Origin of the sequence: Bradyrhizobium sp. DN3, from assembly GCF_041357655.1 — a bacterium.
Classification (GTDB): Bacteria; Pseudomonadota; Alphaproteobacteria; order Rhizobiales; family Xanthobacteraceae; genus Bradyrhizobium.
In genome coordinates, this window is record NZ_JAULLN010000011.1 from 1 (window position 1) to 26,298 (window position 26,298).

The 26,298-nt window shown below is 64.0% G+C and carries 27 protein-coding genes; 10 read left to right on the forward strand and 17 right to left on the reverse strand.

Annotated elements, in window-relative coordinates; genetic code table 11:
• Positions 1–78 precede the first annotated feature (78 nt).
• Positions 79–657, reverse strand: coding sequence for a hypothetical protein (locus tag AAE027_RS17580; protein WP_370986885.1), 579 nt, complete (start codon positions 655–657; stop codon positions 79–81).
• Between the two features lie 343 nt (positions 658–1,000).
• The gene (locus AAE027_RS17585; protein WP_370986884.1) at positions 1,001–2,623 is read right to left on the reverse strand and encodes a peptide chain release factor 3; all 1,623 of its coding nucleotides are present in this window, start codon (positions 2,621–2,623) and stop codon (positions 1,001–1,003) included.
• A 157-nt stretch (positions 2,624–2,780) separates the two neighbouring features.
• On the opposite strand from AAE027_RS17585, the gene sugE reads away from it, so the two are divergent.
• The gene (sugE, locus tag AAE027_RS17590) at positions 2,781–3,095 is read left to right on the forward strand and encodes a quaternary ammonium compound efflux SMR transporter SugE (protein ID WP_370986883.1); all 315 of its coding nucleotides are present in this window, start codon (positions 2,781–2,783) and stop codon (positions 3,093–3,095) included.
• On the opposite strand, the gene AAE027_RS17595 is transcribed toward sugE, so the two are convergent.
• The 7 genes from AAE027_RS17595 to AAE027_RS17625 all read right to left on the reverse strand — a co-directional run bounded on the left by AAE027_RS17595 (position 3,088) and on the right by AAE027_RS17625 (position 9,631).
• On the reverse strand, positions 3,088–4,092 hold the full coding sequence (locus tag AAE027_RS17595) for an inorganic phosphate transporter (RefSeq protein WP_370986882.1): 1,005 nt from the start codon (positions 4,090–4,092) through the stop codon (positions 3,088–3,090). The genes sugE and AAE027_RS17595 overlap by 8 nt on opposite strands.
• A gap of 71 nt (positions 4,093–4,163) precedes the next feature.
• Positions 4,164–4,808 (reverse strand): DUF47 domain-containing protein, encoded by a 645-nt coding sequence (locus tag AAE027_RS17600; protein WP_091894987.1) that lies wholly within the window; start codon positions 4,806–4,808, stop codon positions 4,164–4,166.
• Positions 4,809–4,964: 156 nt separating this feature from the next.
• Positions 4,965–5,933, reverse strand: coding sequence for a branched-chain amino acid ABC transporter permease (locus AAE027_RS17605; protein ID WP_370986881.1), 969 nt, complete (start codon positions 5,931–5,933; stop codon positions 4,965–4,967).
• A 1-nt stretch (position 5,934) separates the two neighbouring features.
• Positions 5,935–6,798 (reverse strand): branched-chain amino acid ABC transporter permease, encoded by an 864-nt coding sequence (locus tag AAE027_RS17610; protein ID WP_370986880.1) that lies wholly within the window; start codon positions 6,796–6,798, stop codon positions 5,935–5,937.
• Positions 6,799–6,862: 64 nt separating this feature from the next.
• Positions 6,863–8,086 carry an ABC transporter substrate-binding protein gene (locus AAE027_RS17615; protein ID WP_370986879.1) on the reverse strand — a complete coding sequence of 408 codons (1,224 nt, stop codon included), beginning with the start codon at positions 8,084–8,086 and terminating at the stop codon, positions 6,863–6,865.
• Positions 8,087–8,136: 50 nt separating this feature from the next.
• On the reverse strand, positions 8,137–8,883 hold the full coding sequence (locus tag AAE027_RS17620; protein ID WP_091894981.1) for an ABC transporter ATP-binding protein: 747 nt from the start codon (positions 8,881–8,883) through the stop codon (positions 8,137–8,139).
• A complete protein-coding gene (locus AAE027_RS17625; protein ID WP_008551999.1) occupies positions 8,876–9,631 on the reverse strand; it encodes an ABC transporter ATP-binding protein in 756 nt (251 codons plus the stop codon). Before AAE027_RS17625 ends, AAE027_RS17620 begins: the two co-directional genes overlap by 8 nt.
• A 345-nt stretch (positions 9,632–9,976) precedes the next feature.
• Between AAE027_RS17625 and AAE027_RS17630 the strand changes: the two genes are divergently transcribed.
• Entirely contained in the window at positions 9,977–10,624 is a 648-nt protein-coding gene (locus AAE027_RS17630; RefSeq protein WP_370986878.1) for a hypothetical protein, read from the forward strand.
• Here AAE027_RS17630 and AAE027_RS17635 read toward each other — a convergent pair.
• Positions 10,621–10,995 carry an ArsC family reductase gene (locus AAE027_RS17635; protein ID WP_370986877.1) on the reverse strand — a complete coding sequence of 125 codons (375 nt, stop codon included), beginning with the start codon at positions 10,993–10,995 and terminating at the stop codon, positions 10,621–10,623. The genes AAE027_RS17630 and AAE027_RS17635 overlap by 4 nt on opposite strands.
• Positions 10,996–11,096: 101 nt before the next feature.
• On the opposite strand from AAE027_RS17635, the gene AAE027_RS17640 reads away from it, so the two are divergent.
• From AAE027_RS17640 to AAE027_RS17650, 3 genes are all read left to right on the forward strand, one after another.
• Positions 11,097–11,468: a tRNA-binding protein gene (locus AAE027_RS17640; protein ID WP_091894975.1), complete on the forward strand. Its 372-nt coding sequence runs from the start codon at positions 11,097–11,099 to the stop codon at positions 11,466–11,468.
• A gap of 216 nt (positions 11,469–11,684) precedes the next feature.
• Positions 11,685–12,317, forward strand: coding sequence for a TetR/AcrR family transcriptional regulator (locus AAE027_RS17645; RefSeq protein ID WP_370986876.1), 633 nt, complete (start codon positions 11,685–11,687; stop codon positions 12,315–12,317).
• Between the two features lie 3 nt (positions 12,318–12,320).
• On the forward strand, positions 12,321–13,103 hold the full coding sequence (locus tag AAE027_RS17650) for a sulfite exporter TauE/SafE family protein (RefSeq protein WP_370986875.1): 783 nt from the start codon (positions 12,321–12,323) through the stop codon (positions 13,101–13,103).
• A gap of 2 nt (positions 13,104–13,105) precedes the next feature.
• On the opposite strand, the gene AAE027_RS17655 is transcribed toward AAE027_RS17650, so the two are convergent.
• From AAE027_RS17655 to AAE027_RS17665, 3 genes are all read right to left on the reverse strand, one after another.
• A complete protein-coding gene (locus AAE027_RS17655; protein ID WP_370986874.1) occupies positions 13,106–13,810 on the reverse strand; it encodes a glutathione S-transferase family protein in 705 nt (234 codons plus the stop codon).
• A gap of 89 nt (positions 13,811–13,899) precedes the next feature.
• Positions 13,900–14,046 carry a hypothetical protein gene (locus tag AAE027_RS17660; RefSeq protein ID WP_176945957.1) on the reverse strand — a complete coding sequence of 49 codons (147 nt, stop codon included), beginning with the start codon at positions 14,044–14,046 and terminating at the stop codon, positions 13,900–13,902.
• A 383-nt stretch (positions 14,047–14,429) separates the two neighbouring features.
• Positions 14,430–15,095: a DUF429 domain-containing protein gene (locus tag AAE027_RS17665; protein ID WP_370986873.1), complete on the reverse strand. Its 666-nt coding sequence runs from the start codon at positions 15,093–15,095 to the stop codon at positions 14,430–14,432.
• 551 nt (positions 15,096–15,646) lie between these two features.
• Between AAE027_RS17665 and AAE027_RS17670 the strand changes: the two genes are divergently transcribed.
• A complete protein-coding gene (locus tag AAE027_RS17670; protein ID WP_370986872.1) occupies positions 15,647–16,987 on the forward strand; it encodes an RtcB family protein in 1,341 nt (446 codons plus the stop codon).
• A gap of 70 nt (positions 16,988–17,057) precedes the next feature.
• On the opposite strand, the gene AAE027_RS17675 is transcribed toward AAE027_RS17670, so the two are convergent.
• The 4 genes from AAE027_RS17675 to AAE027_RS17690 all read right to left on the reverse strand — a co-directional run bounded on the left by AAE027_RS17675 (position 17,058) and on the right by AAE027_RS17690 (position 21,225).
• A complete protein-coding gene (locus AAE027_RS17675) occupies positions 17,058–18,242 on the reverse strand; it encodes a serine hydrolase domain-containing protein (protein ID WP_370986871.1) in 1,185 nt (394 codons plus the stop codon).
• A 70-nt stretch (positions 18,243–18,312) separates the two neighbouring features.
• Complete coding sequence (locus tag AAE027_RS17680) at positions 18,313–19,005, reverse strand: GNAT family N-acetyltransferase (protein ID WP_370986870.1); 693 nt, start codon at positions 19,003–19,005, stop codon at positions 18,313–18,315.
• A 4-nt stretch (positions 19,006–19,009) separates the two neighbouring features.
• A complete protein-coding gene (locus AAE027_RS17685; RefSeq protein ID WP_370986869.1) occupies positions 19,010–19,357 on the reverse strand; it encodes a Lin0512 family protein in 348 nt (115 codons plus the stop codon).
• Positions 19,358–19,560: 203 nt separating this feature from the next.
• Positions 19,561–21,225: an acetolactate synthase large subunit gene (locus AAE027_RS17690; protein ID WP_370986868.1), complete on the reverse strand. Its 1,665-nt coding sequence runs from the start codon at positions 21,223–21,225 to the stop codon at positions 19,561–19,563.
• Between the two features lie 583 nt (positions 21,226–21,808).
• On the opposite strand from AAE027_RS17690, the gene AAE027_RS17695 reads away from it, so the two are divergent.
• From AAE027_RS17695 to AAE027_RS17710, 4 genes are all read left to right on the forward strand, one after another.
• Entirely contained in the window at positions 21,809–22,111 is a 303-nt protein-coding gene (locus AAE027_RS17695; RefSeq protein WP_091894953.1) for a hypothetical protein, read from the forward strand.
• A gap of 111 nt (positions 22,112–22,222) precedes the next feature.
• Positions 22,223–23,965 carry a type I secretion system permease/ATPase gene (locus AAE027_RS17700; protein ID WP_370986867.1) on the forward strand — a complete coding sequence of 581 codons (1,743 nt, stop codon included), beginning with the start codon at positions 22,223–22,225 and terminating at the stop codon, positions 23,963–23,965.
• Positions 23,962–25,287: an HlyD family type I secretion periplasmic adaptor subunit gene (locus AAE027_RS17705; protein WP_370986866.1), complete on the forward strand. Its 1,326-nt coding sequence runs from the start codon at positions 23,962–23,964 to the stop codon at positions 25,285–25,287. The genes AAE027_RS17700 and AAE027_RS17705 overlap by 4 nt, the downstream gene beginning before the upstream one ends.
• 9 nt (positions 25,288–25,296) lie before the next feature.
• A complete protein-coding gene (locus tag AAE027_RS17710) occupies positions 25,297–26,238 on the forward strand; it encodes a hypothetical protein (protein WP_370986865.1) in 942 nt (313 codons plus the stop codon).
• The last annotated feature ends 60 nt before the right edge of the window (positions 26,239–26,298 follow it).

Below are 26,298 nucleotides of genomic sequence, written 5' to 3' on the forward strand. Positions count from 1 at the left end.
ACAAGACGCCTCGCTGCACCCTAAAAAGCTCGCCGCCCTTTTTGAGTCAGGCTCTCAGGATGAGGGGATAGAGCTGCGCTACTTACCGATCTGCCGATTGTCGACGTACCGGATCGCGATTGGCCGTCCGGCCAACGCGCCGCCGAGTCCGCCAGTGAATTTCAGCGGCAGGCAGGCCTTCAGCGATGCATTGATGGCGTTCAGATAGGTCGTGCGGGTATCGGCGGGGACGCCCGCGGTCGCAAAGGTCAGGCGCGGCGGGCCGATCAGGCCACCCGCCTTGTTGAAGCTGAAGCGCACCGACATCTGCATGCCGGCGCGCGCATTGTCCGATGGCGGCGACCAGCAGCTGCGCAGCTCGGCAAAGAGATCGCCGATCGTATCGAGATCGTGATCGGGTTTCCGGTATTTGGCGCGGTCCGGCTCGGACGGCACGCTCTCGATCGTGAGCTGGAGGTTCTGGCCGTAGGGGTAATCGATCTCGGGAATGCAGGGGCCGGGCTCGAGCGGGCTGCAATAGGACGGCGTACAGGGCGGGCCGTCGAGCACGCTGCACGGCTCGTGCGAGAACGGAATGGGGTTGATCTGGCGGGGCCGCGCGTCGGCGGCGCCCACGGCCAAGAAGGTCAGCAACAGAACCAAGATTGCGCGCAGCATTGAGAAGCACCGCGATGAGCGACCGCAATCATGTTGGGAGATCTTGGAGCCGCTTCAAGCCTACCTTGTGTTCACATGCGCGCGTTCAAGCGCGGTGTCGTCGCCCGGCTTGCCGTCTTCGCTAAAGCTACGCCGGCCCAACACCGAAAGCCCGGCGAAGCCTTGGCGGAGCCGGGACCGGGCGATCCAGTACGCCGAGACGGATGTGATTAAATCGAGAGGCCGCGGCGTACTGGATGCCCCGGTCAAGCCGGGCATGACAGCGGTGTGCTTGCGCAGCGGAGGGTGTGGGTGTGGCTGCGCAGCGGAGGGTGTGGCTGCGGCAGCCGGGCGCGCGGCCACCCTACCCCTTCTTCTTGACGTCCTTGACGTTGGTGAACTCGATGCCCTCGGCGCGTTCCCTGGTGTAGCCGAGATAGAACTCGTTTCGCGCCAGATACACGGGATCGCCGTCGACATCGTCGGCGATGCTCGACGTGTTGGCGGCGATGAAGGTGTCGAGCTTCTTGCGATCCTCCGAGGAGACCCAGCGCGCGAGCTGGAACTCGCTCACCTCGAACTCGACGGGCAGTGAATATTCGGCCTCGAGCCGGGCCTTCAGCACGTCGAGTTGGAGCGCGCCGACGACGCCGACCAGCGCGGGCGCACCGTCGCGCGGACGGAACACCTGGACCACGCCCTCCTCCGACATCTGCTGGAGCGCTTCCTTCAGCTTCTTCGCCTTCATCGCGTCGGTGAGACGAACGCGGCGGACGATTTCCGGCGCAAAGCTCGGCACGCCGACGAAGTTGAAATCCTCGCCCTCGGTCAGCGTGTCGCCGATGCGCAGCGTGCCGTGATTGGGAATGCCGACCACGTCGCCAGCAAAGGCCTCATCCGCGACCGAACGATCCTGCGCGAAGAAGAATTGCGGGCTCGACAGCGGCATGCTCTTGCCGGTGCGCACCAGCTTCGCCTTCATGCCGCGGCTGAGCTTGCCCGAACAGAGCCGCGCAAACGCAATGCGGTCGCGATGGTTGGGATCCATGTTGGCCTGGATCTTGAACACGAAGGCGCTCATGCGCGGATCGGTGGCCTCGACCTTGCGCTGGTCGCTGTCCTGCGCGCGCGGCTCGGGCGCGAACTTGCCGAGGCCTTCCAAGAGGTCGCCGACGCCGAAATTGCGCAGCGCGCTGCCGAAATACACTGGGGTCAGATGACCCTCGCGGAATGCTTCGAGCTCGAACGGTTTTGACGCTTCGGTGACGAGCTCGAGCTCGTCCTTCACCGCTGACACGTCGAGATTCGCATTGAGCTTGGCGAGTTCTTCGATCTCGATCTGCTGCGCTGCGCCGGTCTTGGCGCCGCCGCCTTCGAGCAGGCGCACGCCGCCATTGACGACGTCATAGGTGCCGAGGAAGTCGCGGCCGCGGCCGACCGGCCAGGTCATCGGCGTGGTGTCGAGCGCCAGCGTCTTCTCGATCTCGTCGAGCAGCTCGAAGACGTCGCGGCTCTCGCGGTCCATCTTGTTGATGAAAGTGATGATCGGGATATCCCGAAGACGACACACCTCGAACAGCTTCCGGGTGCGCGCCTCGATGCCCTTGGCGGCGTCGATCACCATCACGGCGGAATCGACCGCCGTCAGCGTGCGATAGGTGTCTTCCGAAAAGTCCTCGTGGCCCGGCGTGTCCAGCAGGTTGAAGACGAGGCCTTCGAACTCGAAGGTCATCACCGAGGTCACGACCGAGATGCCGCGCTCGCGCTCGATCTTCATCCAGTCCGAGCGCGTGTTGCGCCGCTCGCCCTTGGCCTTGACCTGGCCGGCGAGGTTAATGGCGCCGCCGAACAGCAGCAGCTTCTCGGTCAGCGTGGTCTTGCCGGCGTCGGGGTGGGAGATGATCGCAAAGGTCCGCCGCCGCGACACTTCAGCGGCAAGCGGGGAACGGGCCGGCGATTCGGCTACGGTGGTGGCGATGTCGGACATGGCGGGAGCGTTTGGCAGGGAAAATGGGCCTGATCAAGCCTCATTTGGTGATTGCGGAGCCCTCCGGCCAGCCCCATATCGGCCTTTGGGAGGGACGGCCCTCCCTTTCATAGGTCATTGCCTGCGGGGACGGCCCTGCCTTGCACGGAGGGTCGTCATGGCCTGGAGCATCTTGTTCGTCGCCGGTCTTCTCGAGATCACCTGGGCGATCGGCCTGAAATATACCGAGGGCTTTAGCAAGTTTGTTCCGTCGGTCGTCACGCTCGCGGCCATGGCCGGCAGCATCATCCTGCTCGGGGTTGCTCTCAAATCACTGCCCGTCGGAACCGCCTACGCAGTCTGGACCGGAATCGGCGCGGTCGGCACCGCGACGCTGGGCATCATCCTGTTCGATGAGCCCGCGACCGCTTTCCGGCTCGCCAGCATCGCCTTGATCATCTTCGGAATTATCGGATTGAAGCTCGTTACTTGACGATCTGGACCGCCCACCAGCTCAGCGCGGCCACGATTGCCGCGGCCGGGATCGTGATCACCCAGGCATAGACGATCGAGCTCGCGACATTCCAGCGCACCGCCGAGACACGGCGGGCGGCGCCGACGCCGACGATGGCGCCGGTGATGGTGTGGGTGGTCGAGACGGGAACGCCGAGGAAGGTCGCCATGAACAGGGTCGCAGCGCCGCCGGTCTCGGCGCAAAAGCCCTGCATCGGGGTCAATTTGGTGATGCGCAGGCCCATGGTGCGGACGATGCGCCAGCCACCCATCAGCGTGCCCAGCGCCATCGCGGCCTGGCAGGACAGCACCACCCAGAACGGTACGGAGAATTCGCTGCCGAGATGGCCCTGCGAATAGAGCAGCACCGCGATGATACCCATGGTCTTCTGCGCATCATTGCCGCCGTGGCCGAGCGAATAGAGCGAGGCGGAGGCGAATTGCAGGATGCGGAAGGCGCGGTCGACTGCGAACGGTGTCGAGCGCACCGAGGCCCAGGACACGATCGCCACCAGCATCATCGCGAGCAGGAAGCCGACCAGCGGCGACAGCACGATCGCCAGCACCGTCTTGGACAATCCGCTCCACACCGCCGCCGAAATGCCCGCCTTGGCCATGCCGCCGCCGACGAGGCCGCCGATCAGCGCATGCGATGAGGAGGACGGGATGCCGAGCGCCCAGGTCACGATGTTCCAGACGATGGCACCGACCAAGGCCGCGAAGATCACCTGGGCGTCGACGATCGAGGGATCGATGATGCCGGTGCCGATGGTCTGGGCGACGTGCAGCCCGAACACCATGAAGGCGACGAAATTGAAGAACGCGGCCCAGAACACCGCGAATTGGGGCCGCAACACGCGGGTCGAGACGATGGTCGCGATCGAATTGGCGGCGTCATGCAGGCCGTTCAGGAAATCGAACAGCAGCGCGACGGCGATCAAGCCGACCAGGACGGGAAAACCCAACGCAGCATCCACGGCGCGGCCCTGCCTTAAAGCTTACGCATGATTTGATCGGAAAACCGCGGCACACTTTTCCGCATCATGCGCTACACTTGCTCGATGACGATGCTGTTGATCTCGTTGGCGACGTCATCAAAGCGGTCGGCAACCTTTTCGAGATGGTCGTAGATCTCGACACCGACGATGAAGTCCATCGCGTTGCCGTTGCGATGCTTGAGGAACAGCTCCTTCAGCCCGATGTCGTGGAGGTCGTCGACACGGCCCTCCAGCTTGCCCAGCTCTTCCGTGATCGCGCTCAGCATGGCGACGTTCGGGCCGATCGACTGCATCAGCGGCAGCGCGCGTCCCACCAGATTGGCGCATTCGATCAGAAGCCCGCCGATCTCGCGCATCGGCGGCTCGAAGGCGCGGACCTCGAACAGCATCACGGCCTTCGCCGTCTGCTGCATCTGGTCGATGGCGTCGTCCATCGAGGTGATCAGGTTCTTGATGTCGCCGCGGTCGAACGGGGTGATGAAGGTACGGCGCACTGCCGTCAGCACCTCGCGGGTGATGTTATCGGCGTCGTTCTCGAACTGATTGACGCGCTGGCAATAGACCGGCGTCTCCTCGCCCCCGTTGAGCATGCCCTGGAGCGCGATCGAGCCCTGGATCACGGTCTGGGCATGACGGTCGAACAGGTCGAAGAACCGTTCTTCCTTGGGCAGGAAAGCACGAAACCATCGCATCATGGGGACAGGCTACCGGTTGGAAATGGCCCGGCCCGGAAGGGCCGTCATGAAACTGTCATAGACCATTTTCGATCCACGCGCGTGTCATCTCGCGCCCGCGGAGCCGGGTCATCCACCGCTTTCAAGCGACCGGTAAATCGATTTAAAATCAGCTACTTAGAGCGATCTCCGGAAGTAATGCGCGATTTCACCAATGACGCCGCGGCGGAAGGTGAGCACGCAGATCACGAAGATCCCACCCTGGATCACCGTCACCCACTGGCCGAAGCCCGCCAGATATTGCTGCATGGCGATGATCACGAAGGCGCCGATCACGGGACCGAAAATGGTTCCGAGGCCACCGACCAGCGTCATCAGCACGACTTCGCCCGACATCGACCAGTGCACGTCGGTGAGCGAGGCGTTCTGCGCCACGAATACTTTCAGCGCCCCGGCAAAGCCGGCCAGCGTGCCCGACAGGATGAAGGCCAGGAACTTGTACTGGTCGGTGCGGTAGCCGAGCGAGATCGCCCGCTGCTCGTTCTCGCGGATCGACTTCAGCACCTCGCCGAATGGCGAGTTGATGATGCGGAAGATCAAGAGGAAGCCGGCGAGGAAGCCGACCAGCACGACGTAATAAAGCACCGTCGGCTTGGACAGATCGAACACGCCGAACATGTGCCCTTGCGGGATGCCCTGGATGCCGTCCTCGCCGTGGGTGAACGGCGCCTGGAGGTAGATGAAGTACAGGAGCTGCGACAGCGCCAGGGTGATCATCGAGAAATAGATGCCCTGGCGGCGGATCGAGATGTAGCCGGTGATGATCGACAGCACGAACGCCGCAGCGATGCCGACGAGGATGCCGAGCTCGGGCGGCAGCGCCCACACCTTCAGCGCATGCGCACTGCAATAGCCCGCGGTTCCCAGGAACATGGCGTGGCCGAACGACAGCAGCCCGCCATAGCCGACCAGCAGATTGAAAGCGCAGGCGAGCAGCGCAAAGCACAGCGCCTGCATCACGAAGAACGGATAGACTCCCGTGAACGGCACCGCCGCCAACAGCAGCGCCATCACCACGAACACGATCATCTCGTCGCGCATGGCGCGAGGGGTTGTCGGCAGCGTGTCGTCCGTCAGGGTCGTCATATCAGGCTGCCCTTCCCGTCAATCCCGTTGGCTTCACCAAGAGCACCAGCACCATCAGCACGAACACGACGGTGTTGGAGGCCTCGGGGTAGAAATACTTGGTCAGGCCCTCGATCACGCCGAGCGCAAAGCCGGTGATGATGGAGCCCATGATCGATCCCATGCCGCCGATCACGACTACCGCGAACACGACGATGATGAGGTCGGCGCCCATCAGCGGCCGCACCTGATTGATCGGCGCCGAGAGCACGCCGGCGAGCGCGGCAAGGCCGACACCGAGACCGTAAGTCAGCGTGATCATGCGCGGTACGTTGATGCCGAAGGCGCGCACCAGCGTCGGGTTTTCAGTGGCGGCGCGCAGGTAAGCGCCGAGCTGGGTCTTCTCGATCAGGAACCAGGTCGCAAGGCACACCGCCAGCGAGAACACGACGACCCAGCCGCGATAGACGGGTAAGAACATGAAGCCGAGATTCATGCCGCCCCTGAGCTGGTCCGGAATGGCATAAGGCAGACCAGAGGAGCCGAAGTAGTTCTGGAACACGCCCTGCACGATCAGCGCAATGCCGAAGGTCAGGAGCAGGCCGTAGAGATGATCGAGCCCGGTCAGCCATTGCAGCATGGTCCGCTCCAGGATCATGCCGAAGATGCCGACGATGATGGGCGCGAGCAGCAACGCCCACCAATAGTTGATGCCGCCGAGGCTCAACAGGAAATAGGCGACGAACGCGCCCATCATGTAGAGCGCGCCATGGGCGAAATTGATGATGTTGAGCATGCCGAAGATCACGGCAAGCCCGAGACTGAGCAGCGCGTAGAACGAGCCGTTGATCAGTCCCACCAGTAGCTGAGCGTATAGAGCCTGCATCGATCGATCTCGTACCCAGTCCCGTTTTGTTGACGACGGTGCCCGCCAGCGGACGCTGTCGGTACTACTTCTTCACCAGCGGACAGGCGCTTTCCGAAAGCGGCCTGAAAGCCTGGTCTGCCGCCGTCGTGCCGATCAGCTTGTAGTAGTCCCACGGCCCCTTGGATTCCTCGGGCTTCTTGACCTCGAACAGATAGGCGGGATGGAGCTTGCGGCCGTCCGCGCGGATCGTGCCCTTGCCGAACAGTGGATCGTCCGTCGGAATTTCCTTCATCTTGGCGACGACCTTGGCGCCATCGTGCGGATTGCCACCCAACGCTTCCAGCGTCTTGAAATAATGGATCAGGCCCGAATAGACGCCGGCCTGCACCATCGAAGGCATCGCCTTGTTCTTCATCTTTTCGGAGAAACGCTTGGAGAAGGCCCGGGTGCCGTCGTTCAAATCCCAATAGAAGGTTTCGGTGAAGTTCAGCCCCTGCGCCACTTTCAATCCGAGCGCATGGACGTCGGTGATGAACAGCAGAAGCCCGGCGAGCTTCTGGCCGCCTGCAACGATGCCGAATTCCGCCGCCTGCTTGATCGTGTTGGTGGTGTCGCCACCGGCGTTCGCCATACCGATAATCTTCGCTTTCGACGCCTGCGCCTGCAGGAGGAACGAGGAGAAGTCCGCGGTATTGAGCGGATGCTTGACACTCCCGATCACCTTGCCGCCTGATTTGACCACCACCGCAGCGGTGTCGCGCTCGAGCGCGTGACCAAAGGCGTAGTCGGCGGTCAGAAAGTACCAGGTGTCGCCGCCGGCCTTCACCAGCGCCTGTCCCGTGCTGTTGGCCAGCATGTAGGTGTCGTAGACCCAGTGGATCGTGTTCGGCGAACATTGCGCGTTTGTCAGATCGGACGTCGCCGCACCTGTGTCGATCAGAATCGAATTCTTTTCCCTGACGACATTGTTCACCGCCAGCGCGACGCCGGAGTTCAGCACGTCCATGAAGACGTCGACCTTCTCGACATCGATCCACTGCCGCGCGATCGCAGTGCCGATGTCGGGCTTGTTCTGATGGTCGGCGGAGATGAGATCGACCTTCCAACCCTTGGCTGCAAGCCCGGAATCCTCGATCGCCATCTGCGCGGCCAGCGTCGAGCCGGGACCTCCAAGGTCGGCGTAGAGCCCGGAGTTGTCGGTGAGCACGCCGATCTTGATGGTCTTGTCCTGCGCCATCGCGCCGCTTGTCGCGGCAAGCGCCAGCGCGGTGCCGAGCAGAAATGAAGCGATCGACCGGGTGTTCATGCGGCTTCCCTCTCTAAATATTCTCGTTGGTTCTAACTTCTTTGGCAGTTCTAGACGCCGAGATAGGTGTGGAGCTTGTCCATGTTGGCGGCAAGCTCGGCGTTGGAAAAACCGTCAATGATCTTGCCGTGCTCGACCACGTAATAGCGGTCGGCGACGGTCGATGCGAAGCGGAAGTTCTGCTCGACCAGGAGGATGGTGAAGCCCTCCTTCTTGAGTCGCGCAATGGTATGGCCGATCTGCTGGATGATGACGGGCGCAAGGCCCTCGGTCGGCTCGTCCAGCATCAGGAAGCTCGCGCCGGTGCGCAGGATGCGCGCGATCGCGAGCATCTGCTGCTCGCCGCCCGACAGCTTGGTGCCCTGGCTGTTGAGCCGCTCCTTCAGGTTCGGGAACAGGTCGAAGATCTGATCGAGCGGCAGCCCGCCTTCGCGGACCACCGGCGGCAGCATCAGATTCTCCCGCACGTCGAGGCTGGAGAATATCCCCCGCTCCTCGGGGCAGAACGCGATGCCCATGCGCGCGATCTTGTCGGAGGTCGCGCGGATGATGTCCTGGTTGTTGAACTTCACCGAGCCCGAGCGCTTGCCGATGATGCCCATGATCGACTTCAACGTGGTCGTCTTGCCGGCGCCGTTGCGCCCGAGCAGGGTGACGACCTCGCCCGCATTCACGTCGAAGTTGATCCCGTGCAGGATGTGAGACTCGCCGTACCAGGCTTCGAGGTTGCGGACTTGAAGGATGTTTCCGCCGGTCGCAGCCTTTGCCGGAGCCTGGGCGATCGCAGTGTCAGGCATGACCGGCTCCCAGATAAGCTTCCTTGACGCGTTCGTCCTTGGTGAGCTCGGAGTAATGGCCTTGCGCGAGCACCTGCCCGCGCGTCAGCACGGTGATGATGTCGGAGAGATTGGCCACGACGCTCAAATTATGCTCGACCATCAGAATGGTATATTTCGCGGAGATGCGCTTGATCAGCGCCGCGATCTTGTCGATGTCCTCGTGACCCATGCCGGCCATCGGCTCGTCCAGCAGCATCATCTCGGGGTCGAGCGCGAGCGTGGTTGCGATCTCCAGTGCGCGCTTGCGCCCGTAGGGCATCTCGACCGCGGGCGTATTGGCAAACTCGCTGAGCCCGACATCGTTCAACAGCTCGCGCGCGCGATCGTTGAAGCGGTTGAGCACGGACTTGGAACGCCAGAAGTCGAACGAAGAGCCGTGCTGGCGCTGAAGTGCGACGCGGACGTTTTCCAGCGCCGTGAGATGCGGAAACACGGCCGAAATCTGGAAGGAGCGAACCAGGCCCATGCGGGCCACATCCGCCGGCGCCATCGCAGTGATGTCCTGCCCCTTGTACAGGATCTTTCCGGCAGACGGTTTAAGGAACTTGGTCAAAAGATTGAAGCACGTCGTCTTGCCGGCGCCGTTCGGCCCGATCAACGCATGAATGCTCCCACGGCGAACCTTGAGCGCAACGTCGCGGACGGCGAAGAAGCCCGCGAACTCCTTGGTCAAGCCTTCCGTTTCGAGAATGAACTCATCGGCCAAACAGATTTCCCCCTGCCCGCGCGTGCCGCGCGTGGCTGTCCTTGTTGACTTCGGCTTTCCGGAGGCCTTGGAGCCCATCCGGAACGCCGCCTCCCGGCGCGGAATATGCCGGAGGTGACGGGGGTTAGGCAAGGCGGAAAGCTGAGCAGATCAGGCCTCCGGCTGGGATACAAATGCTCCCTTAGTCGGAGATGTTTTGATGTCGTGCCTGCCCGGCCTCCCGGTTCGCGAAGCACCGGTCATCAAGCCGTCGTTAACGGTCTTTCGTCTCCCGCGCCAGCCTTCATAGAAAATTTTCCCGCGGCGAGGATCATGTGCGGGTTTTGACATGCCGGGAATATTGTTTTGGATTTCGCAAGCGCCGCGCCCTCCGTCGTCAAGTCGATCAGGCAGCGTGATCTCCTGAACACGTGGCTGCGACTTTATGCGCGCCAACAGGTCGCACCGGCGATCTGGGAGTACCAGCCTGCGCGACTCGAGGAAGAGCTGTCCGATCTCATCTATTACACGGTGGACAATTCGACGCCGACGCCGCACCTGACCATCCAGAGCGAAGGCACGCGCATCTCGCGCGCTTATGGAAATACCGGCAAGGGCACCCTGCTGCACGACTATGTCGGACCGCGGCTCGCGCCCTTCGTGATGCCGATCTATCGCGAATGCGTCGCGCGCGCGCTTCCGATCTATAGCGTTGCCGACATCGATGACATCTACGGTCGCATCGTCGCCTATGAACGGCTGCTGCTGCCGTTCCTGACCGAGGACAAGGTCAGCCACGTCATCGCGTCGGTGAAGACCTTCTGCGAAGACGGCGGCTTCGAGATCAAGAATCTGATGCGCGGAAATGACGCGCCGCCGCGTCCGAGGCTGCGCGCCGTAATTGACCGCGACCTCTTTCATCGTGCGCCCGGCCGCATCGCAGCGGCCGATGTGGTCGAGCTCGCCGACCAATCCAGCCCAAGCGTCACCGCCGAGATCATCGAGCTGAACTAACGCGCCTTGGCTCCAACGTTCTTGGCCCCGACTTCCTTTGCATAGATCTCCGGCTTGAAGCCGACCAGCAGCTTGCCGCCGATTTCCAGCACCGGCCGCTTGATCATCGATGGTTGCGCTAGCATCAACGCCAGCGCCTTCTTCTCACCGAGGCCTTCCTTGTCGGAATCGGAGAGCTTCTTGAAGGTCGTGCCGGCGCGATTGAGCAACGTCTCCCAGCCGACCCGGTCACTCCACTGCTTGAGCTTGTCCTTCTCGACTCCCGCCGTCTTGTAGTCGTGAAACGCGTAAGGCACGCCATGGCTGTCGAGCCAGGTGCGCGCCTTTTTCATGGTGTCGCAGTTCTTGATACCGTAGATGATGTTGGGCAAGTCGTTCCTCGCGCATGCGTCGTATCGTGACCGCCGCGTTGTACGAAACTCCGGTTCGCGCGACAATATTCCGAACGACGCCACTCCCGAACGGATACACCATGCACGTCACCCATGATCCCGCGGCCGCCGCCTCGCCGACCATCGACTTCAACAGCTTCCTCGCGGTCGATATCCGCGTCGGCACCATCGTCGACGCCAAGCCGTTCCCGGAGGCGCGCAAACCGGCCTGGCGGCTATGGATCGACTTCGGTCCTGCGATCGGCGTCCGCAAGAGCTCGGCACAGATCACCGAAAATCATCCGCTCGAGTCGCTGGTCGGGCTGCAGGTCGCGGCCGTCGTCAATTTCCCGCCGCGCCAGATCGGCCCGGTCGTATCCGAGGTGCTGACGCTCGGTTTCCCCGATGCTGCCGGCAAGGTCGTACTGGTGCAGCCAAGCAAGCCCGTGCCGAACGGCGGACGGCTGTTCTAGCGGCACACGATCAAGGACCGGGCCGCCGCCTCTGTCGGCGTCCCGCAACGACTTAATCCGCTTTTTCACGGCGTCGGGAGGTCCGGACTTGACCGAAACATCTTTTGGCAATAAAAATGACTGACTAGTCATTTTTTATTTGGATCGGCTTAGTCTTGGCTTTCATTGGCCGATTACTAAAACGATCGATCGGTCAGCTATTTAAGGGACCACCAAATGCCCAAGATCAGCGACAAGCAACGCGAAGGCCGGCGCCAGCAGATCCTCGAAGCTGCCCTCGCCTGCTTCGCTGAAGACGGTTTTCACCAGACCGGCATGGCCGACATCGTCAAGCGATCCGGACTGAGCCATGGCGCGGTCTATCTCTACTTCCAGAGCAAGGACGATCTGATCGAAGCGCTCGCCGATGACCGGCACCGCCGCGAAGCCGTGCTCAACTCGGTCGCGCAAGGATCGGGCGATCCGATCGAAGGACTTCACGCGCTGGTCCGCGTCTATGCGCAATGGCTCACCGATCCCACCGGCGAAGCGCGGCGTCGCGTCGGCATCCATGGCTGGGCCGAGGCCCTGCGCAACCGCCGCGTCCGTACCAGCGTCGTCGAGGGCATCGACATGCCTCGCGCGCTGATCATCGCGCTCATCGAGCGTGGCCAGCATGCCGGCCTCATCAAGCGCGACCTCAGTGCGGACGCGATCGCGCGCGTGCTGATCGCGATCTTCCAGGGATTTGTGCTGCAAAAGTGCTGGGGCGAGGATGTTGACGTCGAGGCCTGCATGGCAGCCGTGGCCGGTGTGATCGAGGGCTTTCGCGCCACCAAGTCTGACATGAAGCGACGAACCAGGGCGTGAGCGATGTCCTGGATTCACGACCTCCTCGCTGGCGCCGGTGTCGGCCTCGTGGGCGGGCTGACATCGGGCTTCATGGGCGTAAGCCCGGGTGGCGGCCTCGTGATCTTCTCCGTCCTGCTGCTCGGCGCCGAGCAGCACGTCGCGCAGGGCACATCGCTGATCGCGCAGGTGCCTCCGACGGGCCTTGCGGGCGTGCGCCGCTACTGGCAGAGCGGCAAGCGCAGCCGGTTGCCATGGATCGGCTGGATCGGCCTCGGATTCCTGATCGGTGGCGCCGGCGGCAGTTACGCCGCGGCCGCGGTCTCCGACTCGGTCCTGCAATGGACTTATGTCGTGTACCTCGTCGCGCTGATCGCTCTGCTGATCCTGCGCCGCGAGCGGAAGGACGCGAGCAACGAGGCCGGCGACCGCAATGATCTGCCCTGGCTACCCCTGCTTCTGATCGGCATGCTCGCCGGATTTTCGTCCGGCTTCATGGGCATCGGCGGTGGCCTCGCGATCACCGTCGGCCTCGCTGCGGGCCTTCGCGTCCCGCAGCATCAGGCGCAACTCATCAGCCTCATCTTCTCGGTCATCCCGACCACCGTCCCTCCGGCCTGGATCTACTGGAGCAAGGGCTTGATGGTCGGCTGGCCCGCCATCATCGGTATTTTGGCCGGACTCTGGATCGGCACCGATCTCGGCGCACGCGCGGCCAATGGCGTCAGCAAATCAGTGCTGCGCCGGCTGATGATCGGCTTCGTTGCATTGATGGCGCTCTACATGAGCTACAAGGCGTTGTTCTAGCCTCACGGCCGCTTCGGAATGTTCAGCCCGCGCTGCACGGCCGGACGTGCAAGGCCCCTTTCGAGCCAGGCACCGACCGACTTGAACTGGCTGAATGCGACGAGATCGCCGGCGCCGTAGAAGCCGATGAGATTGCGGACCCAGCCGAGCATGGAGATGTCGGCGATGGTGTAATCGTCATCCATGAACCATTGCCGACCGGCGAGATGCGCCTCCATCACGCCGAGCAGGCGCTTGGACTCGTCCACGTAGCGTTCGAGCGGCCGCTTGTCCTCAAACTCCCTGCCGGCGAATTTGTGGAAGAAGCCGACCTGGCCGAACATCGGCCCGATGCCGCCCATCTGGAAATGCACCCACTGGATGGCCTGGTAGCGGCGTGCGGCGTCCTCCGGCAGAAGCTTGCCGGTTTTCTCGGCGAGGTATTGCAGGATCGCCCCGGATTCGAACAGCGGCAGCGGCCTGCCGCCGGGGCCGTTGGGATCGAGAATCGCCGGGATCTTGCCGTTCGGATTGAGCGAGAGGAATTCGGTCGTGTTCTGGTCGTCCTTGCCGAAATCGACAAGATGGACTTCGTAAGGCAATCCGATCTCCTCCAGCATGATCGAGACCTTGACGCCGTTCGGCGTCGGCAGCGAATAGAGCTGAAGCAGTTCGGGATGTTTCGCCGGCCAACGTTTGGTGATGGGAAAAGCAGATAGAGCGGACATCGGGACCTTTGATGCATGGACTGAGGCGTGCTCAATCTAGGCAGGACGCCGTGCGGCGCAAGTCACTATTCGTCCCTGCGAGCCCTCGCTTATGGCGGCAGCGTTGCCATCGCCACGACCGGAGTCATTGCGTCGTGTTGCAGTCGGTACTCGATGAACCGTTGACCCGTGATCAACAGCAGGGCCGTAAAGGCAATCGCCAGCATCGCGGTCGCCAATTGGCAGACGTCGTACATGGTGTTTTGTCCCTCAACAGTCATTGGCCAACGACCGTTCAAGGACCATGTTCCTTGCCCGCTTGAAAATATTGCCGCATTTTCCCACTCCCCGAGACAAGGCCATCGCAGTGTTCCAGCCGCCCGCGCAGGGACCATTGAGCCTTCCAAGCGTTATCGCCGGATGAGCATCGAGAAGCGCGCCCTGCTCGACCATGCTAAGCGGTGTCGCCGTGTCGCCGGCGAACTCGCGCATAACGCCGCCGCGCGGCGGTTGCAGTCAATGGCCGAGGAGTACGAGGAGAGAGCAGCAAGACTGGACGACGATGGCGTTGATGTGAAGCAGAGCCATGCCCGTCGCTGCCACGCGGGAGACGGAAGCGATCGCGAGGGCCACGGAGGCCTCAATAGTTGATCTCCATTCTCAGCCCCCGCGGATCGATCTCGTCGTCGCCGACACGTTGCGTGCTATCGCGCGCCGCGACCGCGCAGGCGCAGGCATCGATGAGATCATCGCGGCCGATACCGGTGCGGTAGCGAAGCGTCAGCCATTTCGGCAGGCGCGTGAATCCGCGCCGCTCCAGGAGCGCGATGCGCTGTTCGCGGCCTTGCGCCGACGTCTTCTTCGCAAGATGGACTCGTCCTGCCAGATTCCAGAAAATCAATTCCGGATGGGCTTCGCCGATGCTGGCTTGACGCGCCGGCGTCATGATCGCGTCGACGTCCCTAATCTTGTCTCTGATATTCCAGAGCTGCGCGGACACGCCCCTGCCCTCGCCCTCATGCGCCCAATAATGGCGATTGGCCGCCGCCATATCCGGAAACGTCCAGAGGTCGCGGCGCGCGCCGAGAAATACGGCAGGCCCGATCAATTCGCGTGCACGCAGATCGCAAGCGCGATAGCCGCTCGGATTCAACCCGATCGGCATGTCGATCATCGCACGCGCATGCGGCATCGCGAGCAGGCGCGTCAGGCCCGGTGAATAATCGAAGCCGTGATCGCCGCGCTCATCGATCCAGGCCGCGACCCAACCGAAGCGAAATCCATCGAGACCGAGATAGGTTGGCACGTCGTGCGTCCGTCATTTCCAATTTCTCACGCGCGCCGCTTGACGCCCGCAAGTTGCGGGCGTATGTGCCGCGCCCTCGCGATCACTTCCGTTCGCGCAAACAGTGAACCCAGTGATGAAGCACAGCTACGAAAGATTTGCGCGTCTGTCGAATGGCCTGCGGCCAATCGATTGCGCATGCTCGGCTCATGGGAGCGATCTTGCCTGACCGCAAGATCGACAGTCCGCTTCTCACGGACCCTCCCGAGCCTGCCGCTCCGGAGGGTTTTTTGTTGCCCGCCGCGCGGTCCATTCAGACATCCCGGCAATGGCCGGAACCGGAGACCCGGATCCCGGGGCTCGCGCAAACGATGCGCGTGCCAAACCGCCTGGACTCGCGTCAACAGCTTCTCTGAGGCGCCCCGTTGCGTGGATCGCTGCGTCGGAGACGGCGTTTAATTGATGCGCAACGACAACGACCCCGGACGCGCGCCCGGAGCCAGTGAAACCTCTGACATGAACCGTACGTTTACTCTGCAGTGCGCGCGGGATGTGAAACAGGACTCACGACCATGCGACGACCCGATCCCTACATGGAACGCGCCCGCGAGCTCTGCCTCGCCGCCGGCATCGATCCCGACTCGCGCGTCGGCGAAGGACGCGGCCAGCCAGCCTGGTGCTCGTACCGGGACGCCGCGCGCAAGGAGCAACTCGCGCGCGAGGCCAACACCGCCGCGAGCGAGATCGCGAACCTGCGTCCGCAGGAGGCGCGCTTCCAGAACGCGCCGCTGAAGATCTTCGGCCCGCATGAGGAGGCGACCGTGGCGCAGATGCGCAACTGCATGGCGGTCGGCAATGTCGTATCCGGCGTGATCTGCGCCGACGGCCATCTCGGCTACGCCCAGCCGGTCGGCGGGGTCATCGCCTACGAGAAGCAGATCAGCATCTCCGGCGTCGGCTTCGACATCGGCTGCGGCAACATGGCTGCAAAGCTCGACACCCGCTTCGACGACATCGCCGACATCGTGCCCACGATCATCCGCGACGTCGCCAAGACGGTCTCGTTCGGTGTCGGCCGCGCCAATGCCGAGCGGGCCGAGCACGCGCTGTTCGACGATGGCGACGCCTGGCGCGAGAGCGACATGGAGGCCTACCGTCAGAAAGCGATGAGCCAGCTCGGCACGGTCGGATCGGGCAACCACTATGTCGACCTCATGCGTGACGAGGAAGGCTTTGTCTGGATCGGCGTCCATTTCGGAAGCCGCGGCCTCGGACACACCTCCGCGACGCGCTACCTCAAGGCCGCCGGCGGCAAGGATGGCATGAACGTCCCGCCCGCCGTGGTCGACGAGGAGTCCGAGCTCGGCCGCCGCTACATCGCGGCGATGCAGCTCGCCGGGCGTTACGCCTATGCGGGTCGCGAGTGGGTCGTCGAGCGGGTCCGCCAGATCATCGGCGGCAGCGTGACCGAGAGCGTGCACAACCACCACAACTATGCCTGGCGTGAGACCCACGACGGCAAGGATCTGTGGGTGGTGCGCAAGGGCGCGACGCCGGCGTTTCCCGGCCAGAAGGGATTCGTCGGCGGCTCGATGGGCGACGATGCCGTCATCCTCGAAGGCGTCGACAGTCCGGAGGCCAAGGCTTCGCTGTACTCGACCGTGCACGGCGCCGGCCGCCTGTTCGGACGACGGGAAGCGAAGCGGCGCTTCTCGCGCGCGGAAATGGACCGCTGGCTGAGCGAGCGCGGCGTCACCCTCGTTGGTGCCGACCTCGACGAGAGCCCGATGGCCTATCGCCGCCTGCCGGACGTGCTGGCGCAGCACGCCGGCACCGTGCGGGTGCTGCACACGCTGCGGCCGTTCGCCGTCGCCATGGCCGGCGAAGGCGAGTTCGATCCGTGGAAGGACTGACGCAAATGACGGGCGGGAGGCGATGCCTTTCCGCCCGTTTGGCGTTGACGCCGCACACGCCGTACGCGCATCAGCCTCCGGCCGCCTGATAGGCCAGGCGCTTGAACTCGAAGAAGAACGGATTCCAGAAGCCCATGTAGCGCTGGGTCATCAGCACGCCGGCGGTGTTTGCCTCAGGGCAGATCCACCAATGGGTGCCAGCAAGCCCGCCCCACTGGAATTCGCCAATCGAATTCGGGGGATCGAACGGCGTCGGTGCGAAGGTGACGGCACCGCCGAGGCCAAAGCCCTTGCCGGGGATCGGCCCGAGATTGGCGAAGCGGATGGTCTGGCCGGCGGGCAGTTGGTTCGTCATCATCTGCCGCAGCGTCTCCGGCTTCAGCAGCGCATCAGAACCGGGCAGCAGTGCGCGCACCAGCGCCAGCATGTCGGCCAAGGTCGAGACCAGACCGCCGCCGCCGGACAACCGCGGCAACGGCCGCCGATAGGCCTGAGGATAAGGCAGATGATCGGCCCGCGTGAGGCCGGGCTTCATCGGATCGAGCACATCAGCGCCGTTATAGAGTGCGACCAGCCTGCCTTGCTGCGCTTCCGGCACGTGGAAGCCGGTATCGATCATGCCGAGCGGATCGAAGATGCGCGCCTTGAGGAAGGCGTCGAGCGGCTGGCCGGAGACGACCTCGACGACACGACCGAGCACGTCGGTCGCCACCGAATATTCCCAGCCGGTGCCGGGATGATAGGACAACGGCAGATCGGCAAGCCGGTCGATCATGTCGGAGAGCGGCGTCAGCGGATTGAGCACGCGCGCCTCGTTGTAGCCTTTGAACAGCACCGTGCCGGGATCGAAGATGCCGTAGCTGAGCCCGGACGTGTGGGTCAGCAGCTGGCGGATCGTGATCGGGCCCCTCACCGGCTCTACATCGGCAAGGCTCGCAGCGCCCGGCTTCAACACCTTGCGATGGCCGAGCTGCGGCAGAAATTTCTCGACGGCATCATCGAGCCCGACGCGGCCTTCCTCGACCAGCAGCATGATGGCGCAGGTGATGAAGATCTTGGTGTTGGAGAAGGCGCGGAAGATGTGGTCGGGCCGCAGCGCAGTGCTGCTCTCGCGGTCGGCGAACCCGACGCATTGCTGGTCGACGACATCGCGGCCCCGCAGCACCGCCCAGGATGCACCCGGGATGATCTCCTGATCGACATAACGCTGCATCGCCGTCCGTGCGGCGGAAAAATCTGGTGTCCTGGCGTCCATGTGTTTTCCCCAATGATCGTCGGGTCGGATATAGCGGGAATTCGCGGGAAATGAAGATCCCCCGCGAGCGCTATCCTCCCTTCATGAACGCAGTGACATGCAGGCGACGCCGAATCCGCATGCCCTGCCGCTCGTACAGCGCAATCGCAGACGTATTCTTGGTAAACACGTGCAGGAACGGAAATTCGCCGCGGGCCTCGATCTGCCGCGCGACCGTCGCGAGCAGCGCCTGCGCATAGCCGCGCCCGCGATGATCAGGGTGGACGCAGACGGCCGTCATCTCCGTGAAATTGCCTGGCTTCATCCGCTCGCCGGCCATCGCGATCAGTTCGCCGCCGGCACGGATACCGAAGAACGTGCCGAGTTCGTGCGTGCGCAGCGCGAATGGACCGGGCTTGGTCAGCTCGGTCAGCGCCATCATGGCAGGCACGTCGGCGGGCCCCAGCGTGACGATCTCGGCATCGCGGAGCGGACTGTCGGCCGGCGATCCGATCATCTGCTCGCCGCTCTCGGCGAGCACGACCTTGAAGCCGGCGGGGACATCGACGGGCTCCGGCGTGAACAATGCAGCGACCTGCGAGCCCGACATGAGATCACCGAGCGCGGCGAAGCTCGCCGCCGACATGTCGACCATGTCGGCAAAGGGCGTCATGTCCACAGGATAGCGCAGCGCGCGCGGGCCGCCTTCGGCCAGATGTTTCTGGCTGGTTGTCAGCGCGCTCCAAATCGGACGATCCAGCAGCGCCACATCGCTGTCGGACACCGGCCTAGTCCTTGTCGAAGCTGACGATCACCGCCGCATTGGCGATGAGAATGGGGTCGTTGGCCACTTCCGTGGCCGAGGGAATCTCCAGCCCGCCCTTGACTGCGTTGACGGTCACCGTGCCGTAAGGCAGCTCCTTGGCGACCGCTTCCTTGTCGACGGCTTCCGGATTCGGCACGCCGATCGTGACGTCGACGTACATGTCGTTCGCGGTCTTGCCGATCATCCGGAAAAATCCGAGGCTCGAATGCCTGATCGCGTCCGACACCGCCCGCTTCGCCGCCTTGGTGGCGTCCCTGCCGTGGACGTCGACGCCCATGCCCATCTCGGTGACACAACGAACGCGAGTCATTTCCTGATTCCTGTCATTGGTTTGGTGATTGAGAGTGTCGGCGATCGGAGATCGCGACACAAGTGAGATCCTCACGTTGGTAGGAGGTCTCAGCCGAAAGCTCCGTCATTGCGAGCGCAGCGAGGCAATCCAGACTGTGGCCGCGGAAAGATTCTGGATTGCTTCGCTGCGCTCGCAATGACGAGTGTGGTGAGAGCATCGACTCACGCCTTCGATTTCTCATGCGCCCGCAGCTCGTCGACCAGCACGCGCACGTTCTCCGAATAATCGATTGGGATCGAGACCAGGTGCACGCCGCCCTCCTTGAAGGCCGCCTCCAGCGTCGGGCCGAAGCTGTCGATGCTCGCGATACGATGCCCCTTGGCGCCGTAGGCCTTCGCATAGACGACAAAGTCCGGATTTCCAAAGGTCATGCCGTAATCGGCAAAATGATCGACCGCCTGCTTCCAGCGGATCATGCCATAGGCGTTGTCCTCGAGCACCAGCACGACGAGATTGAGCTTGAGGCGAACGGCGGTCTCCATCTCCTGGCTGTTCATCATGAAGCCGCCGTCGCCGGCGACCGCGAGCACGCGGCGGTCCGGATGGAGCATCGCGGCCATCATCGCCGACGGCAGGCCGGCACCCATCGTCGCCAGCGCGTTGTCGAGCAGCAGCGTGTTGGCGACACGGGTGCGGTAATTCCGCGCGAACCAGATCTTGTACATGCCGTTGTCGAGCGCGACGATGCCGTTCTCCGGGATCACTTGGCGGATCTCGTGCACGATCCGCTGCGGCGTCGGCGGCCAGCGCGCCTCGGTGGCGCGATCGCCGATGTGACTGAGGATCTCTTCGCGCAACGGCAAGAGCGCCGCCGCCTGCGGCAGCTTGCCTTCGAGCCGGTCGGCGAGCAGCTCCAGGCTCGGGCCGACGTCGCCGACGACCTCGGCGTCGGGAAAATAGACCAGCTCGACGCTCGCCGGCGTGTAGCTCACGTGAATCACCTTCGGCCCCGCCGGCCCCATGATGAAAGGCGGCTTCTCGACGGGGTCGTGGCCGATCGCGACGATCAGGTCGGCGGCATCGATCGCGTCATGGACGTAGTCGCGTTCGGACAGCGCGGCAGTCCCCATATAGAGATTGGTGCCGCCGGGCACGGTGCCCTTGCCCATCTGCGTGGTGAAGAAGGGAATGCCGGTCCGCCGCACGAAGCTTGCGATTCCATGCGTCGACCGCGGCCGGCTGGTCGCAGCGCCCATCATCACCAATGGGCGTTTTGCGGCCAGGATCATCTCGGCGGCGCGGTCAAGCGCGGCGCGATGGGCGACCGGAATTTCGATCGGATGGACCGGAATGACCGGGGCGGCGGGCACTTCATCGCCGGCGATATCTTCGGGCAATTCGAGATGCACCGGCCCCGGCCGCTCTTCCATCGCGACGCGAAAGGCGTCGCGCACCACGGTCGGGATGCTGGAGGCGCTGACGATCTGCCGCGACAATTTCGTCAGCGGCTTCATGGTCGCGACCACGTCGACGATCTGAAAACGCGCCTGCCGGCTGCTCATGATCGGCTTCTGGCCCGTGATCAGGATCATCGGCATCGCGCCGAGATGCGCATAGGCCGCGCCGGTGGACAGATTGAGTGCGCCAGGTCCAAGCGTCGACAGACATACGCCGGGCTTGCCGGTCAAGCGCCCATGCGTGGCGGCCATGAAGGCGGCGGCCTGCTCGTGGCGGGTCAGGACCAGCTCGATCCTGGAGGTGCGGAGCGATTCGACCAGATCGAGATTCTCCTCACCGGGTACACCGAAGATGCGGTCGACGCCCTCGTTCTCCAGCGCCGCGACAAACAGGTCCGATCCCTTCACCTTGCGTTCCTGCCCGCTCATGTTGTCCCCGCTTGCTGTGCTGACTCCTGCGTGTCACAGGAAGGGCCTATGGTAGCGGCTCGCGGCGCGGACACAACTCACAAAGCGGCGCGCGACCGCTTCAACATCGTCATTGCGAACGGAGCGAAGCATTCCAGACTTTTTCGGCGGATAGATTTCTGGATTGCTTCGCTGCGCTCGCAATGACGGAGTGTCGAGTGGCGGCATACCTCCCTCTCGTGTCCCGGACGCGCTGCAACGCTCTTGGCGTTGCAGCGCAGAGCCGGGACCCAGCAGGCCGCGCACTCGCTGATGCATGGGCCCCGGCTCTGCAGCGCATCACTTCGTGCTGCGCAGCGTCGGGGGCACGAGACCGTTACGGCGCGCAGCGCAGTCCGAGGTTTTCCGATTTCCCTTCGCTCCATCCGCGTCGCGAATCTCTTCTGCGAGCTCAGGCGCGCTGCCCTTCCCGGGCCGAAGTTCCTCGCCCAACAAATCAGCACCAAATGGCCGCATATGAGTCCGCAACCTTTGGCGGCGTGGAGGATTCATGGTCAGCGACTCTTCTGTCGCGATCTCAACTGCCAACCTCAAAGGAGTTCACATGGCTCTTCTCGGAAACCTGCTCGGCACGGTCGATGGCCTGCTTGGAACAGCAACGGGTGCGCTGTCAGGCGTCGCCGATGCAGGTGGAAGTGCAACGGCCGGCGCCAGCGGCTCGGTCGATCTGTCCCACACGCTCGATGTGGGAGCGCTGATCGAGACCAACCCCAGCATCGACGTCTCCGCGCCGGGGCTTGCGGGAACCGGCGGCATCGACGCATCGATCTCCGCGCCGACCGCGGTCGGCCTTAGTGCGGACGTCGGCCATCTCGATGTCGGTGGCCTCCTCCACGGTCTGGTCTGAGTAGCAATTCCCCAATGACCGATAGTGACGTGGGGCCTCGGCCCCACGTCACGCCATGCATAGCCGCCAGCGTCCCGGCGCAGGCTCTTTTGACACCTTAAGGACATTCAGATGGCGGCAGCGCTCTTGAAGGTCGCAGACGAGGCGGCGGAGCAGCCCTATCGTCGCGGCGACGACGTGCGCGAGGCGCTGAAGAAGCTCTGGCCGCACTTTCTCTGGGCCGGATTGTTCTCGAGCGCGATCAACCTGCTCTACCTCTCTTCACCGCTCTATCTGATGCAGGTGTATAACCGCGTCCTGCTCAACGAAAACATCTCCACGCTCGTTCTGCTCACCCTCATCCTCGCCATCGCGCTTCTGACCATGGCAGGCCTCGACGCCGTCCGCGCCTGGATCCTGATCCGCTGCGGCATACGGCTCGACATGGAGCTGTCGACGCGCGTGTTCGAGGCGCTGGTGGTACGATCGGCCGAGCGCGGCGCCTCGCGTGGCGCCCAGCAGCTGCGCGATCTCGACCAGTTCCGCACCTTCGTGACGGGCTCCGGCATTTATTTTGCGTTCGACCTGCCCTGGATTCCGATCTATCTGCTGCTGCTGTTCTTCATCCATCCTCTGCTCGGCCTCGTCGCCACCATCGGCGCGCTGTTGCTGCTGGGGCTCGCAGGCGTGAACGAGGTCCTGACCCGCAATCCGATGAAGCAGGCCGAGGCGTCCGGCAACCAGTCCTACGTCTTCACCGAGAACGTGCTGCGCCACGCCGACGTGATCCGCGCCATGGGCATGCAGCCGGCGGTCGAACGCAACTGGCAGAGCCAGCGCTCCGCGATGCTGGTGCAGCAGGCGGTCGCCAGCGACAAGAATGCGGTGATGACCTCGTCGATCCGGTTCTTCCGCCTGCTGCTGCAATCCCTCATGCTCGGTGCCGGCGCCTGGCTCGCCATCGATCATGCCATCACGCCCGCGACGATTTTCGCCGCCAGCATCGTCATGGGCCGTGCGCTGGTCCCGGTCGAGCAGGCGGTCGGCACCTGGAAGCAGTTCATCGGCGCGCGCGACGCCTACACGCAGGTGCGCGACCTGCTCGCCACCATCGACCTCTCCACCCCCCAGACCATCGTGCCGAGGCAGCGCAACACGGTCGATGTGCGCGAGCTGGTCTGCGAATTGCCGTCACGGCCCGAACCGGTGCTGAAAGGCCTGTCCTTCGAGCTCGCCGGCGGGAAGGCGCTCGGCATCGTCGGGCCGAGCGGCTCGGGAAAGAGCACATTGGCGCGCCTCCTGGTCGGCGCGATGGCACCCGCTGCCGGGCGGCTGCGCTTCGGCGGGCTCGACTACAATCACTGGGATCCCGTCGAGTTCGGCCGCCATGTCGGCTATTTGCCGCAGGATGTCGGCCTGTTCGCCGGCACCGTACGCGAGAACATCGCGCGCTTCGGCGATGCCTCGACCGACGAGATCATCGACGCTGCCGTTCGCGCCGGCATCCACGACATGGTGCTCGACCTGCCCCGGCAGTACGACACGCGGCTCGGTGTCGGCGGCGTCGGTCTCTCCGGCGGCCAGCGGCAGCGGCTCGGCCTCGCGCGCGCCCTGCTCGGCCGCCCGCCGCTGCTGGTGCTGGACGAGCCCAACGCCAATCTCGATGGGCCCGGCGAAGAGGCGCTGAAGGCCGCGCTGCTCAGCGCCAAGGCGGACGGCGCAGCCGTCATCGTCATCACTCACCGCACCACGATCCTCGACATCGTCGACGTCATGATGGTGCTGCGAAGCGGCATGCTCGACATGCTCGGCCCGCCCGGCGAGGTCTATCAGGCCTTGCAGCAGGAGGCTGCCGCACGGACGGCCGCATCATGAGCACGCTCGGTGCAACCTATATTGCCGACCGCGAGCGCGCCTATTACGCGCGGCCGGGACGGCCCGCCTTGGTCGGCGCGATCGTGGTCGGCGCATTCGCTTCCGCCATGATGTTGTGGGGCACACTCGCCCCGATCTCGGGCGCGGCGATCGCCAGCGGCAATCTCCAGGTGGAGGGACGACGCCAGAGCGTGCAGCATCCCTATGGCGGCGTGATCCGCCAGCTTCTGGTCCGCGACGGCGCTCACGTCGAAAAGGGGCAGCCACTGCTCGTTCTCGACGACAGTGATCCCCGCGCCAAGCTGGACGTGCTGGTCGCCGACCGCGACGCCTCGCGCGCGGCGCAAGCGCGGCTGATGGCCGAGCGCGACGGCCAGGCCGCGCCGGAGTTCGGCGTCGATCCGAGGGATGCGAGGCCCGCGCTGCGACAAGCGATGGCGAACGAGATTGCGATGATGGCCGCGCGAAAGCACCAGTTCGAAGCGGAGACCGCCGTGCTCCGGCGCAAGATCGCCGAGCTGAACGCGCAGATCGACGGCACCCAGGCGCAGCTCACCGGCACCGAGAAGCAACGCGAATTGCTCTCCGACGAGATGACCGGCGCGCAGCATCTGTATGAGCAGGGCTACACGCCGAAGACGCGAATCCTGGCCTTGCAGCGCGAGGACGCCAAGCTCCAGGCCGACATCGGCGCGCAGCGCGCCAGTATCGCCGGCATGCAGCAGCAGATCGCGCAGAACGAGGCCGAGATCGCCAAGGCCGAGCGTGCCCGGATGAGCGAGATCACCGATCAGCTCCGCTCGACCGAAAACAAGCTGGCCGAGCTCGCCCCGAAGATCGACGCCGCGACCGACGTCGTCACCCGTACGCAAATCCGCGCACCGGCGACCGGATCCGTGGTCGGGCTTGACGTGTTCACCGAAGGCGGCGTGATCCAGCCCGGCGCAAAGCTCATGGACATCGTGCCATCGGACAATCCGCTGATCGCGGATGCGCAACTCAAGCTGTCCGACATCAACGACGTCACGGTCGGCCGCCGCGCCGAAATCCGGTTGACCGGCGTCAACTATGTCGAGCGGCCCCGCCTCTACGGCACCGTGCGAACGGTCTCTGCCGACCGCGTCACCAACGACAAGGCCGGCGGCCCCGGCTATTACGCCGTCGAAGTCTCGCTGGAGCCGGAGGACGTCAAGAAGTCGCGCATCGAATTGCAATCGGGCATGCCGGCCGAGGTGATCGTGCCGACGCGGCCGCGCACGCTGTTCGAATATCTGTTCGGGCCGCTGCGCGACGAGCTGACCCGCGCCTTCCGCGAACGCTGACGAGGAACAATGGCTGCATCCGAGCAGAACAACCGCCGCGCCGAAAAGGCCGAGATTGCCCGCAACATCACGACGGAAGAGACGGTCGCATTCATGACCGCTCTGGTCGCCTTCCTGAAGGAGGCCGAGGCCGCCGGACATCATGGCAGCAGCGATGCTCAACCGGTGGATCTGCCGTCCGCCCCCGCGCACCTTGGCGATCCGACGCCGGCTGAGACGACGCCGGGCGACCGCCAACCGATCTCTGGCGATCAGCATGCCGACGCGAGCGCACCTCCGACGGACGAAACGTCAACAGCGCTTCATGCCGACGTCGCGGCTGCCGCCGTGTCGCATGCCGATGGGGGCGTCGATGTCGCCGCCACCCGGGACGTCCCGGTCAGCGCGACGGCTCCCGCTGACAGTCACGCCGCGACTCCCATTGCTCCCGTCGCGTCCGATCATCCTGAAGGTATCAGCACCAGCTCCACTCACGCCGATGTCGCGACCTCCGTCTCCATCGATCCGGCGTCGTCCCTGCACGAGCTCGGCAGCACGATCACGAACCTTGTCGACACCTCGCTGGCGGCGGTGTCGCACACGCTGGACAGTCTGAGCACGACAGTGACCCAGTTGACGTCGGCCGTAACCGGAACGATTGGCCAGCTCACCGACAGTGTCACCGGCCTCGTCGGCGGCTTGCTGCATTCCGTCGGTGGCGACACACATGACGCGTCCACCCCCGACCTGGTCAACGCGCTGGTCACGGATATCGTGAGCACGCCGCCGGCCTCGCACCATGACAGCGCCACGACGCACCATGCCGATATCAGCGGACTCGATACCGCCGGCGCGGTGCCGATGGCGGCGCTGCCACCGCTGACGATGCATCTCGGCTTTCTTGGCCAGCCGAGCGACAGCCACGATATCCACGACGGCGCGTTCTCTGCGCTCGGCGTACATCATTTCTAGGGCATTCCAAATCGACGCCGAGGGCAGTTCGCGTTGACAGCTAGGTATATCTGACTAAAG